The organism is Malikia granosa, from assembly GCF_002980595.1.
GTDB classification, from domain to species: Bacteria; Pseudomonadota; Gammaproteobacteria; order Burkholderiales; family Burkholderiaceae_C; genus Malikia; species Malikia granosa.
On sequence record NZ_PVLQ01000078.1, the window covers coordinates 1 to 12,196 of the forward strand.

Here is a 12,196-nt window from a genome sequence, read left to right on the forward strand (position 1 = left end):
GGGTAATGAGGCGACGCTTACAAAAATAAAGCGCTGCAGCTGTCCACAGCACTTGGAAGCGATCACAGCTGAGTCAGTAGCTACCTTCAATCCGTCGCGTGCCAGCACGTCTGCGCCTGCGGATGGATCTCGCCAGCAGTGGAGCAGTTGCGGATCAGGCATGATGCCTGCCATGCGCCTGAGACTGCAGCCCATGCGCAAGATCCCGTCCTTCATTTCCCACGCCTGCCCTCTGCCACCATGAAGATCGATGACCATCCCATCCCCAAGCCCGTCGTGCTCGCCTGGTGCGGAGCACTGGTCCGGCTGCCGGATGCGAAGGTGCGCAGCCTGGCCAGCGAGCAGGGGCTCGGCGCGGGATTCCGGGCCAGCAAGATGCCGCCGGATGTGGCAAGGGCAAGGCTGCGCTCCGCCCTGGAGGGCTACGCGGAACTGCCCGAGACGATCCGGCTGGCCCTGCGGGGGGCGAGCCAGGCCAGCGCCCTCGTCGTGCCGCTGTCCGACGAGCTGGTCATGGAGCAATCCGGCCTGTTGGCCAACAGCCTCGGCCTTGCCGAGACCGTCGCCGCCCTGCTGCTTGACGGCCGCGCCTCGCTGCGCAGCCATGCCCTGGGAATGCTGGACGGCTGGGACGGGTCAGAGTGCAACGAGGAAGCGCGGCGCAAGGCCAGCACCGACCTGATGGCCCACCTGCAGGGCCTGGCGCAGGCCCTGCATGCCTTGAAGCCGCAGGACGGGACCGGATCGCCATCCGGGACGGACGCCGGACTGGCGGACAGGGCGGCGACCACGCCCCAGATGACGCGGTCGCCCCGGCCACAGGCCGAACGCCAGCTCGTGCTCGCCCTGCGTGACAAGCGCCGCGAGGCGGGTGCGCTCGCGCGCGATCTCGCTGCGTCCCGGCAGGGATCGGATCGCTGGCGTACTGAACTGGAACGCCTGCGGCCCGCGCTGGAGCTGACGCAACAGCGTGCCGGGCGCGCCGAGGCCGAACTGGCCGAGCTGCGCGGGGACTTCGAGGCCCTGGTGCAGCAGCGCGTGCAAGCCCTGCTCGACGAGCGCCTGCTGCCCTGGCTAGCTCCGGCTGAGTCGCTGGCCCAGGCCGCCGCTGATCCCGGTCGCGGCCAGCTGCTCGAACAGGCCGAGCAGCTGCTGCAGGAGCAAGCCGCGATCGATCGCCGCTACGGCCTGCGTCGCAGCCTGCAGGCAGAACTGGACGACTGTCGCCAGATGCTGGCACGCCTGGCCGAGGCACAGGCCGAATCGCTGCGGCCCTTGCCGAAACTGCTCACCCTCCAGCAGGAAATCCGCCTGCGGATACAGGCCCTGCAGCAGCAACTGGGGAGGCGCGCGGACACAGATCTGGCTGCCGGCTCCAGCCTGGCCCGGCTGCAGCAGGCGATGGCCCAGGCCAACACCCTCGAGCAGCTCAGCGCGATCCGCCAGGCCCTCGGCGCGGCCGAGCCGCTGGGCCTGCTGGATGTCGAGGAACGTGCCAGGGCCTACGCGCTGCTGGCTGACCTGGCTTCGCGCATCTACGCCAGGGAGGGCATCTGCCGCACCGCCGCGCAAGACCGCGAAGGGCTCAGGCACCTGCCCCTGCATGCCATGCAGTCGACCCTGGCAGTGGGACAGCGGGCCACGCTGGTGGTGGACGGCCACAATGTGCTGTTCACCCTGCCGGCACTGTTCCGGCCCTTCTTCGAGAACGGCAACCCGGGCGGCCGTGCGCGCGACGCCCTCGAACAGCGCCTGGCGGCACTGGCCAGGCGCCATCCCCGGCTCGACATCCAGCTCTGGTTCGACGGCGGGACCGTGAGCGAGCGCACCGTGAGCGACAACTTGCGGGTGCGCTTCTCGGGCGGCAGCGGCAGCAACCGGGCCGACCGGCAGATCCTGGCTTTCCTGCATCACCTCGGGACGGCCAGCCCGGAACTCACCCGCGCCGTGGTGACGGCCGACCAGGACGAGGCGCGCGCGGCGGAACGCAGCCATGCCATGGTGATGGCGCCGGAGGAACTGGCGCTCTGGCTGGGCAAGATGGGCAGCTGAGGTCTGGGCCATGGAGCTGGACCGATCGCCCAGCCACCCAGGCCTCGGACATGGAATGCCAGGTCGGCTCACGGCCTGCCAGCTCAGCGCGACACGCGGTAGCCGTCGCTCCTGCAGCAGGGAGCCCGCTGGCATCAGTTCGGCGCGACCAGCAGGCGACCGGGATTCATGGTGTTCAGCGGATCGATGGCTGACTTGATGCTGCGCATCAGTTGCAGCGCGACCGGGGACTTGTGCTCGGCCAGCTTGTGCCGCTTGAGTTCGCCCACCCCATGCTCGGCCGAAATGGAACCCTGGTGCTTGCTGACCATGTCATACACGATGGCGCTGATCTGATCCTCGTGCGCTCGAACGAAGGCAGAGGCATCGCTTGGCTCGGGAGCCTGGATGTTGTAGTGCAGGTTGCCATCGCCCAGGTGTCCGAAGTTGACGAATCGAATGCCGGGTAAGGCCGCGCGCAGGGCCGCATCCGCTGCCCGGACAAACGCGGGTATCCCGGATACCGGAATCGAGATGTCGTGCTTGACGTTGTGGCCTTCTTGCGTCTGCGCCAGCGTGATGCTCTCGCGGATATGCCACAGGTCATGGGCCTGCTTGAGGCTTTCGGCCACGATGGCATCGGCGACCACCTCGTCTTGCAGCGCACCTTCCAGCAGGCTCTCCAGCAGGCCCCGGGCGTGAATTTCCGACTCGTTGTCGGACAGCTCGAGCAGCACGCACCAGTCGTTTTCCTGCCACATGGGCACGCGCAGATGGGGAAAATGCTTGTCCACCAGCTGCAAGGCCTGGCGGTTCATCACCTCGAAGCCGGTCAGGCTGGCACCGAGTTGGCGCTGGGCCAGACCGAGCAGCCGGTTGGCGTCCTCGAGCGACGCCAGCGCAGCCCAGGCGGTCAGTTGCGCCACCGGCTTCGGGTAGAGCTTGAGGGTGGCGGCCGTGATGACGCCGAGCGTGCCTTCGCTGCCCACGAACAGATCGCGCAGGTCGTAGCCGGTGTTGTCCTTGCGCAAGCCCGCCAGGCCGTCCCAGAGGTCGCCCTGGGGCGTCACCACCTCCAGGCCCAGGCACAGCTCGCGAGCGTTGCCATACCGCAGCACCTGGGTGCCACCGGCATTGGTGGCCAAATTGCCGCCGATGGTGCAGCTGCCCTCGGCCCCGAGGCTGAGCGGAAACAGGAAGCCCGCCTGCTCGGCGGCTTCCTGCAGGCTCTGCAGCACGCAACCGGCTTCGACGGTGATCGTCTGGTTGACCGGGTCCAGCCCGCGCACGGCGGTCATGCGACGCAAGCTCATCAGCACCTGGGTGCCGGACTCATCGGGAATCGAGCCTGCCACCAGGCCGGTATTGCCCCCTTGCGGCACGATGGCCACCCTGGCTGCCGCACAGGCCTTGACCACGCGGGCCACTTCCTGCGTGGAACCGGGCCGCACCACGCACAGCGCCTTGCCGCGCTGGCGTTGACGCCAGTCCTCCTCGTAGGCTTGCAGGTCGTTGCCCTGCAGGACATGGCTGGCGCCAACGATATCGATGAGGGTTTCGATCAATGCGGTCATGTCAATGCTCCGGTCCTCAGTCATTGAGGGTGATGTGGCGCTCGCGCACCAGCCCTTTCATGCGCTGCGTCTCCTGTTCAATCTGCTTGGCGTAATCGCGCGACGAATTGCCCAGGGGAATGGCGCCGACCTTGCTCAGCCGCTCCCTCACGTCCGGCATGTCCATCACTTCCTTCATGGCGCTGGCCAAGCGGGCGTGAATCTCCGGGGGCAGCTTGGCCGGCGCGATCAGGCCATACCAGGCCTGGTCGGTCAGGCCCTTGATGCCGGCATCCTCCATCGTCATGACCTGCGGGTACTCGGGCAGGCGCCTGGGCGCGACCATGCCCATCAGGCGCAACTTGCCGGAATCGATGAAGGCCTTCGAAGACGGCAGCTGATCAAACAGGATGTCCACCTGGCCAGCCATCACGCTCTGCATGGCGGGTCCGGAGCCGCGGAAGGGAATGTGATTGATCTCGACCCCTGCCCCTTGCTGGAAGGACTCGCCCAGCATGTGGTTGATGCTGCCCTGCCCAGACGTCGCGTAGGAGTACTTGCCTGGGTCGGCCTTCAGGACGGCCACCAGTTCCTTGAGATCCTTGGCCGGAAAACCGGGCCTGAGCGCCAGCACGTTGGGCATGGTGGCGATGTTGGTGATGGGCAGGATCTGTCCGATGGTGTAACCCGGTTTGGGATGCACAGTCGGCAAGATAATCAAGGTGCTGACGGTGCCGATGCCCAGCGTGTAGCCATCGGCTGCCATGCGGGCCAGCTCCTGAGTGCCCAGCAGGCCGCCGGCCCCGCTTTTGTTCTCCACCACCACCGCCTTGCCCAGCACCCGGCCCAGCGGCTCCGCGACGATGCGGGCAATCAGGTCCGTCGATCCCCCAGGGGTATACGGCACCACCAGGCGAACGGGCCGGTCGGGATAGCTCTGGCTCCAGCTTGGCAGTGCCATGCAGGCGAGGGCACAGGCGATGCTCAGCTGGCGACGGTGCTTGTTCATGTTGTCTCCACTTCGTTGAAAGGAATGTTCAGGCAGCGGTTTTGCATTCGATGGGCGAATGCAGAAAATCCGGCTGCTCGAGATCCTGAATTTTTCAGCAATGTGGATTTTTCTGACAGCGTAATATCTGCCGGTATGTCATTCAAAAAATGAATGCAGAGGTGCAAGTGAATCCCCGAAAACTGACCCCGTCCATGTCGCTGCTGCTGGCCTTCGACGCCTCCGCGCGGCATTTGAGCTTCACGCGTGCGGCACAAGACCTGCACCTGACACAGAGTGCCGTGAGCCGGCAGGTCCAGGCGCTGGAAGCCTTGCTCGGCGTGCCCCTGTTCGTTCGCGACCAGCGCAAGATCACGCTGACTGGAGCGGGCTCCACCTACCACCGCGAGGTGGCTGCGGCACTGCAGCGCATCCGCAACGGCTCGCTGCAAGCCATCGCCTCCCAATCCGGCAGCGGCTCCCTGCACCTGGCGGCCTTGCCCACCTTTGCCTCCAAGTGGCTGCTGCCCCGGCTCAATGACTTCTATCGGCAGCATCCCGGCATCCTGGTGCATGTCCACTCACGCATAGGTCAGTTCGACCTTGATCAGGCCGGCATGGATGCGGCCATTGGCGTGGGCGATGGCACATGGCCTGGCCTGGTGTCCCATCGCCTGATGGACGAAGTCCTGCTGCCCGTCATCAGCCCGGCCTTGCGGCTCGAACAGCCGCTGCGGACCCCGGCCGACCTGCTCGAGCACTTGCTGCTGGTGGTGGCCACCCGGTCGAGTGCCTGGCCGCAATGGTTTGCACAGCAGGGGCTGCCAGCCAGCAGGCTGCGTCTGGGGCCCCAGTTCGAGCTGACCTCACACCTGATCCAGGCCGTTGCCTCGGGCATAGGCGTAGGTCTGCTGCCAAGCTTCCTGGTGGAGGATGAGCTCAAGAAAGGTACCCTGGAACTGGCATTCGACCTGCCGCTTGCTTCGGGTTACACCTACTACCTGTTCGTCAGGCCCGAGCAGCTCACGCTGCCCTCTGTGGCCACCTTTTCAGACTGGCTCGCCCGGCAGGCCATCTGAGCGCAAAAGTCCCACGCCACGGCAGGCGACGGCTTTCGGCCCGGCTTGATGGCAACGTCAAGTGCGTAAGTTTCAAGTTTTCGATGGTCTGATCACTGCTTCATCCGCATGCCCGGCAACGCGATCGCACATTCACTGTCCGACCGCAATCACGACAGCGGACTCGTCTACCGCCGCCATGGCAGGCTGGCCCGGCTGCAGCGCCACGCCTGCCGGGGTGAAGCCGACCAGGTGCAAGCCAGGCAAGAACTGCAGCGACACCTCGCTGCCGTGCTGTGCTGCCGAGATGCGGCCGACCGTGCCGTGCAGCAGATTGACACCCGGCCTGGGCGCGAGGACATCGGCCACCGTGACGGCGGTGGCCTTGCACAGCGCGATGACAGGCAGGCCGGGCACAAGGCCCAGCAGCTCGGCGCTTTCGCTCGTGATGCGCGAATGCAGCCGCCTGCCATCGGCCAGATCCAGCGTCACCCGCACCCGGGCGGCGTCGCTCTCGAGCGCGCTGACGCGGCAGGGCAGCTGGTTGCGCATGCTGGTGCGCAGGCCCAGGCCGAGCAGGTCAGCGGGGCGAATGCCGCCCGGAGAGTCGTGATCCAGCCGCGACAGCACGCTGGCGCGCGCCTGGGCGAACAGCTCGGCGGCCTGCAGCAGGCGCTGGCCCGCCGGCGTCAGCCGGGCGCCGCCACCGCCACTGCCGCCGACGGCTTTCTCGACCAGGGCCTGTCCGGCCAGGTTGCTCAGTGTCTCGATCGCCTGCCAGGCCGCCTTGTAGCTGACGCCAGCGCCGCGCGCCGCCTCCGAGATCGAGCCGACCTGGCCGATGCGGCGCAGGATGTCGAGGCGCTTGTCTGCCGCATCATGGCCGAGGGCTTGCGAGAACTGGAGGGCGGGACGGGTCATCGGGGTGGGTCTGGGCGGTGCGGGACCGTTATTCTCCCAGAGGATAGCGCCCCTATAATCGCTATTCCAGAATAGAACAGCGAGCCTTCCATGCCCAGGTTTCTCACCCTCCTGCTGGCCGGTCTGGCCTTGATGGCCCAGGCCAGTGCGGCCGAGGTCAAGGTGGCGGTGGCGGCCAACTTCACCGCGCCGATGCAGAAAATCGCCCAGGCCTTCGAGCAGGAGACCGGGCACAAGGTGTTGCTGTCCTTCGGTGCGACCGGCAACTTCTATGCCCAGATCCGCCATGGTGCACCGTTCCAGCTCCTGCTGGCGGCCGACGACGAGACGCCGCTCAAGCTCGAGGCCGAGGGCCTGGGCGTGCCAGGCTCGCGCTTCACCTATGCCACCGGCAAGCTGGTGCTGTGGAGCAGGCAGCCCGGCCTGGTCGATGACAAGGGCGAGGTGCTGCGCTCGGGCAAGTACCAGCGGCTCGCGCTCGCCAATCCCAAGCTGGCGCCCTACGGCGCCGCGGCAATCGAGACGCTGAACCGGCTGGGCCTGCTGGCCGCGGTCCAGCCCCGGATCGTGCAGGGCGACAACATTGCCCAGGCCTACCAGTTCGTGGCGACCGAGAATGCGCAGCTCGGCTTCGTCGCGCTGTCCCAGGTCCAGACGGACGGCCGCATCGCGCAGGGCTCGGGCTGGATCGTGCCTGCCAGCCTGCACCAGCCGATCCGGCAGGATGCGGTGCTGCTGGGCGCTGGCAAGGGCAAGCCGGCTGCCGCGGCGCTGCTGAACTTCCTCCAGGGCGACCAGGCGCGCGCCGTGATCCGCAGCTTCGGCTACGAGATCTGAGCGCTCATGGCGCGCCCGCCCGACGGTGCTGCGCTGACGACAAGGTCCCGGGCCAGACGCGGTGGGCTCGACCCGGAGCTGCCACCGTCCCGAGGCGATGAAAGCACACGCATCAGGCTGCCGCTCCATGGCGTGCCAGCCGATCCGCCAGGAATTCGACCAGTACCCTGACCTTGGCCGACAGGTGCTTGCGGCTTGGATACACCGCATAGATGCCGATTTCGGTGGAACGGTAGTCGGGCAGCAGCTCGACCAGATGTCCCGCCGCCAGTTCGGCGTCCACCACGAAGCGGGGCTGCAGGATCACGCCCTGGTGCGCCAGCGCGGCGGCGCGGCAGGTCTCGCAGTTGTTGGTACGCATCCAGGGACGGGTGCTCACCACCACCCTGCCCTCGGGCCCATGGAAATGCCAATCATCCTTGGTGGCCAGGTAGCTGTAGGCAATGACCTGGTGGCCGCCGAACTCGCTGGGATGACGCGGCGTGCCATGCCGGCGCAGGTATTCCGGCGAGGCGCACAGGGTCATGCGCGTGGTGGCCAGGCGCCGGCTGACCAGTGAGGAGGTTTCCAGCGCGGCGATCCGGATCGCGAGGTCATAGCCCTCCTCGACCAGATCGACCAGGCGGTCGGACAAGGTAATGTCCAGCGTCACCTGCGGATGCTGTTCGCGGAACAAGCCCCACAAGGGAGCCAGGTGGGCGATGCCGAAGGTGAATGGGGCATTGATGCGCAGCAGGCCCGACACCGACTCGCGGCGCGCAGTGACCTCGGCCTCGACAGCATCGAGCTCCGCCAGCACCTCCTTGCCGCGCGCGTAGAACACCTGGCCTTCCGGCGTCAGGGACAGGCGCCTGGTGGTGCGATGCAGCAACCGGATCCCCAGACGCTTCTCGAGCTCGACGACATGGCGCGAGACCGCGGCCTTGGACAGCTGCAGCAGCTCGGCGGCCGCCACGAAGCTGCCGGTCTCGACCACGGCGTTGAAGGTCTGCATCTCGAGGAATCGATCCATTGATTCATATTACGAGACAGTCAATCAAACCTCAAGCGATTTATCTTTGTTTTCACCTCCAATACAGTACACCCATGCACTGAATGGCCAAGGCGGCCCAGAACCTGGAGCCACAGCGCCTGAAGGCAAGAAACCCTCGTCCCACAAGGAGTCCGTCATGTCCCATATCATCCAGAATGCGCTGAACCTGCTGGGTCGCGTCCTGTTCGTCGTGCTGTTCCTGCCGGCCGGCATCAGCAAGCTGACCGGCTTCTCCGGCACCGTCGGCTACATCGCCTCGGTCGGTCTGCCGGCTCCCGCGCTGGGCGCTGTGCTGGCCCTGGTGGTCGAGATCGGCGGCAGCCTGGCGCTGCTCGCAGGCTTCGGTACCCGGATCGCCGCCCTGGTGCTGGCCCTGTTCACGCTGGGGGCCAGCATGTTCTTCCATGCCTACTGGAGCGTCCCGGCCGACCAGGCTTTCGTGACCCAGCTGCTGTTCTTCAAGAACATCGCCGTGGCCGGTGGCCTGCTGGTACTGGCCGCACAAGGCGCCGGTGACTGGAGCCTGGACGCCCGCCGCAAGACCTGATTTCTGGAATAGTTCCGTCATGAGCACATTGAACCCCGGCCCTTTGCAGACCGACTCGGCCACCGGTCTTTGCTACCGCCTGATGCAGCCACAAGCCGCCACGCCGCGCCGCTGCCTGGTGCTGCTGCACGGCGTCGGCGGCAACGAGCTGTCGGTGGCCAGTCTGGCCGACGGCGTTGCAGCCGACACCCTGGTGGTGCTGGTGCGCGGACCGCTGACGCTGGGAGCGCAACAGTTCGCCTGGTTCCAGGTCGCCTTCACCGCCAGCGGTCCGCGCATCGTCCCCGAAGAGGCCGAGCGCAGCCGCCAGTTGCTGGTCGAGCTGCTGGCCGAGCTGCAGCAACAGCATGGCGTGTCGCCGGCGCAGACCGTACTGGCTGGCTTCAGCCAGGGCGGCATCATGAGCGCGGGCGTGGCGCTGACCGCGCCCGAATCGGTGGCCGGCTTCGGCCTGCTGTCCGGACGCGTCCTGCCCGAGATCGAGCCTCTCGTGGCCAGCAAGGAACGCCTGGCCGGCCTGCTGGGCTTCGTGGGTCACGGCGAGCTTGACAGCAAGCTGCAGGTCGACTGGGCACACCGCGCGCATGACTGGCTGGACCGGCTAGGAGTGCGCCACAGCCTGAAGCTCTACCCCATCGAGCACCGCATCAGCGCGCAGATGCACGCCGACTTCCTCGACTGGTGGGCCGCACTGGGCTGAACGATCAACCAGGGGCAAGCATGACCGGAAGCCATGCCGGCGAAATCGCCATCCGTGCGACCTATGCCTGGGCACGCCAGAACCTGCGCGATGCGGATGCCATCGTGGCCTTGCAGCTCGGTGCTGACGAATCGATGCTGGCCTTCGGCCAGGGAGAGCAGCCTGAACAGGTATCGGTGCTGCCGCTGGGACTGCAGAGGCTCGCCGACCGGTATTTCCCTGACGGGCGCTTGAGCGAGTTGCTGATTGAACACGCAATTGCCGAGGTCGAGGACATCGTGATGCCCTGGCACGCCATGCTGCCGACCGCCGCCAGTCTGTTCACGGACGATGCGGATATCGCTGGCCTGGCCCGCTGGGCCGACATGCCCGACAACGCCAGGCCATGGCGGCTCACGACCGAGGCGGTCGAGCAGTTGTTCAACCGCTGGGCTGCGGTGGCACAGGGAAGACCGGCGAGCCAGGACCCGCTGCCCACCACGGGGCGCTTCTCTGCCACGCTGCTGGTGCTGCGCGAGTGGCTGCACCACCTGGGATTCGACGGCATCACGGTGCTGCACCGTAAGGCCCAGACCGATTGAGAGCTTGCACCGGGCACGCGCCTGTGCCATCCATCGCGCGTGGAAAAGACCTGCCGCCTATGGGCCGGCCACCTGGCGCTGCAGCCGCCGCACATAGTCGTCGGCTATGCCCAGGCATTCGAGCTGCGCCACCAGCTGCTCGAGGTAATCCCGGTTGGTGCCATGGCTGCCCTGGGCGCGGCGGATGATGGACGCGGCCTGCTCCAGGCCCAGCTCGCCCGCATGGCTGGCATGGCCGGGGTTCGAGACCAGCGTCAGGGCCAGCAGCCCACCCTGCGGGGTCGAGACCGGCAGCAGCCTGGGCTGGTAGCCGCCCACGATCATCTCGCGGCGCCAGAACAGGCGCGACTCCTGCTCGGCGATCGAGGCATCGATGCAGAAGGCCAGTCCCTCGCAGTGGCCTGGCTGGGGCTCGAGCGACAACACGAGACCGGCCTGCTCGGCATTGCCGCGGCCTATCGTCGTCAGGTAGCTGAAGCGGCGCTGATAAGCGTCAAGCGTGGCGCGACGCACCTCCTTGAAATGCAGGGCCGGGTCCCACATCAGCGAGCCATAGGCAAAGATCCAGAGGTCCTGCTGGCCGCCCAGGCGCTCCAGCAAGGCGCGGCGCGAGCATTCGAGCCATTCGTCCGAGCAGCGCCAGTGCACACCCAGCCCGAGCGCCAGGGCCTGCGCATCCCAGCTGGCGAACACCTCGTCGGTGGCGCGCAGGCGCGAGGCCGTGGCCGGGACGATCTTGCCGCGCAGTTCCGGCAGATGCCTGAAGGTCCAGCTGTTCATGGCGGGCTGACAGGCTGTGACCAGGGCAGTTTCGGCGCGGCGAGCCTTGGCCCGGCATCGCCCGCGACCCGGCCGAAGCGGGGCGAACCCGACTCCCAGTCGGCCTGCGCCTGCGCGACCTGGTCCCGACCCAGGCCGACGAAGTTCCACCACATGACGATGGGCGGCTCGAAGGGCTCGCCGCCGAGCAGCAGCACCCGGCTGCCGGCCTCGAGTCCGAGCTCCAGCCGCTCCAGGCCCTGGCCGAGATAGGCGAATTCATCGTCCCGGATTCGTTCCCGGCCGATGCGCACCGCGCCTGCCAGCGGCAGCAGGCCGTACTCGAAAGCCGGATTCAGTGCCAGGGTGGTCGATGCCGCCTGCGCGCTGGCCAGGTCCATGCCGAGCAAGGGGGTGTGCACGCGCGTGGGCGCTTGCCGCTCCCCATGGCGGCCGGCCAGCAGGGTGCAGGCGATGCCGTCCTGCTGCCAGGTCGGCAGTTCGGGGTAATGGTCGAACGACGGCTCGCAGTCCACTTGCGCGGGTGGCAGGGCAATCCAGAGCTGGGCCGCGTGCAGCACCGGCTCGCCAGGCAGGGAATCCTCGGTATGGACGATGCCGCGGCCGGCCGTCATCAGGTTGACCTGGCCCGGGCAGATCAGCTGCTCGCTGCCCAGGCTGTCGCGGTGCAGGAGCCGGCCCTGGATCATCCAGGTGAAGGTCTGCAGCGCCGTGTGCGGATGGGACCCGACATGCAGGCCCGCGGAACGCTCGAAGCGGACCGGCCCGACATGGTCGAGAAAGCACCAGGCCCCGACCATGCGGCGCTGGCGGGTGGGCAGGGCACGGCGTATCGTCAGTCCCTCGCCCAGCTCGGCCGCCCGCAGGGCGATGCGGCTGAGCGCTGGCCGGGCCTCGTCCGGCTGCTGCGGGTCCGGGGATGTCTGATGGCAGGAAGTCATGCCAGCTCCTGGATTGATGGAGGCTCAAGCATAAGACCTCGGGCCGGTCATGTGCCAGCGCAGACCACCCGCCTGGGCAGTCCGGACGGCCAGCCAGGGTTTCAAGAGCCGCTGTAGACCGGCAGCTGGCCGGTTCGGATGGCTTCGGCCAGCTCGGCCTTGACCTGCTCGCGGGTCTTGCCCTGGACGGCCGGCTTGGCCGGGTACTGGGACGGGAACAGGTCGT

The 12,196-nt window shown here is 67.3% G+C and carries 14 protein-coding genes; 6 read left to right on the forward strand and 8 right to left on the reverse strand.

What is annotated here, in order from left to right:
- Positions 1-258, reverse strand: a 258-nt coding sequence (locus tag C6P64_RS18360; RefSeq protein WP_211296865.1) for a hypothetical protein, incomplete at its 3' end; no start/stop codon positions are given.
- On the opposite strand from C6P64_RS18360, the gene C6P64_RS15295 reads away from it, so the two are divergent.
- Positions 241-2,052, forward strand: a complete 1,812-nt coding sequence (locus tag C6P64_RS15295) for an NYN domain-containing protein (RefSeq protein WP_105749411.1) — start codon at positions 241-243, stop codon at positions 2,050-2,052. The two genes, C6P64_RS18360 and C6P64_RS15295, sit on opposite strands and share 18 nt — an antisense overlap.
- Before the next feature lie 134 nt (positions 2,053-2,186).
- Here C6P64_RS15295 and C6P64_RS15300 read toward each other — a convergent pair whose 3' ends face one another.
- Together C6P64_RS15300 and C6P64_RS15305 are read right to left on the reverse strand one after the other, a co-directional pair.
- On the reverse strand, positions 2,187-3,605 hold the full coding sequence (locus tag C6P64_RS15300; protein WP_105749412.1) for an FAD-binding oxidoreductase: 1,419 nt from the start codon (positions 3,603-3,605) through the stop codon (positions 2,187-2,189).
- A gap of 16 nt (positions 3,606-3,621) precedes the next feature.
- Positions 3,622-4,593, reverse strand: a complete 972-nt coding sequence (locus C6P64_RS15305; protein ID WP_105749413.1) for a Bug family tripartite tricarboxylate transporter substrate binding protein — start codon at positions 4,591-4,593, stop codon at positions 3,622-3,624.
- Between the two features lie 167 nt (positions 4,594-4,760).
- On the opposite strand from C6P64_RS15305, the gene C6P64_RS15310 reads away from it, so the two are divergent.
- On the forward strand, positions 4,761-5,651 hold the full coding sequence (locus C6P64_RS15310) for a LysR substrate-binding domain-containing protein (protein WP_105749422.1): 891 nt from the start codon (positions 4,761-4,763) through the stop codon (positions 5,649-5,651).
- A 132-nt stretch (positions 5,652-5,783) separates the two neighbouring features.
- On the opposite strand, the gene C6P64_RS15315 is transcribed toward C6P64_RS15310, so the two are convergent.
- Complete coding sequence (locus C6P64_RS15315) at positions 5,784-6,551, reverse strand: TOBE domain-containing protein (protein WP_105749414.1); 768 nt, start codon at positions 6,549-6,551, stop codon at positions 5,784-5,786.
- Positions 6,552-6,641: 90 nt separating this feature from the next.
- On the opposite strand from C6P64_RS15315, the gene modA reads away from it, so the two are divergent.
- Positions 6,642-7,388 (forward strand): molybdate ABC transporter substrate-binding protein, encoded by a 747-nt coding sequence (gene modA / locus C6P64_RS15320; RefSeq protein WP_105749415.1) that lies wholly within the window; start codon positions 6,642-6,644, stop codon positions 7,386-7,388.
- A gap of 112 nt (positions 7,389-7,500) precedes the next feature.
- Here the strand turns inward: modA and C6P64_RS15325 are convergent, their stop codons facing one another.
- Positions 7,501-8,400, reverse strand: coding sequence for a LysR family transcriptional regulator (locus C6P64_RS15325; protein WP_105749416.1), 900 nt, complete (start codon positions 8,398-8,400; stop codon positions 7,501-7,503).
- A 157-nt stretch (positions 8,401-8,557) separates the two neighbouring features.
- On the opposite strand from C6P64_RS15325, the gene C6P64_RS15330 reads away from it, so the two are divergent.
- The 3 genes from C6P64_RS15330 to C6P64_RS15340 are packed head-to-tail and all read left to right on the forward strand — an operon-like array spanning position 8,558 to position 10,249.
- The gene (locus C6P64_RS15330) at positions 8,558-8,968 is read left to right on the forward strand and encodes a DoxX family protein (protein WP_105749417.1); all 411 of its coding nucleotides are present in this window, start codon (positions 8,558-8,560) and stop codon (positions 8,966-8,968) included.
- A 19-nt stretch (positions 8,969-8,987) separates the two neighbouring features.
- Complete coding sequence (locus C6P64_RS15335) at positions 8,988-9,668, forward strand: alpha/beta hydrolase (RefSeq protein WP_105749418.1); 681 nt, start codon at positions 8,988-8,990, stop codon at positions 9,666-9,668.
- Between the two features lie 20 nt (positions 9,669-9,688).
- Positions 9,689-10,249, forward strand: a complete 561-nt coding sequence (locus C6P64_RS15340) for an acetate and sugar kinases/Hsc70/actin family protein (RefSeq protein ID WP_105749419.1) — start codon at positions 9,689-9,691, stop codon at positions 10,247-10,249.
- Between the two features lie 57 nt (positions 10,250-10,306).
- Here the strand turns inward: C6P64_RS15340 and C6P64_RS15345 are convergent, their stop codons facing one another.
- The 3 genes from C6P64_RS15345 to C6P64_RS15355 form a co-directional block, all read right to left on the reverse strand.
- Entirely contained in the window at positions 10,307-11,029 is a 723-nt protein-coding gene (locus tag C6P64_RS15345) for a gamma-glutamylcyclotransferase (protein ID WP_105749420.1), read from the reverse strand.
- Positions 11,026-11,970: a pirin family protein gene (locus tag C6P64_RS15350; protein WP_105749421.1), complete on the reverse strand. Its 945-nt coding sequence runs from the start codon at positions 11,968-11,970 to the stop codon at positions 11,026-11,028. Before C6P64_RS15350 ends, C6P64_RS15345 begins: the two co-directional genes overlap by 4 nt.
- 101 nt (positions 11,971-12,071) lie before the next feature.
- Positions 12,072-12,191: a DUF4148 domain-containing protein gene (locus C6P64_RS15355; RefSeq protein ID WP_245911757.1), complete on the reverse strand. Its 120-nt coding sequence runs from the start codon at positions 12,189-12,191 to the stop codon at positions 12,072-12,074.
- Positions 12,192-12,196: the final 5 nt, after the last annotated feature.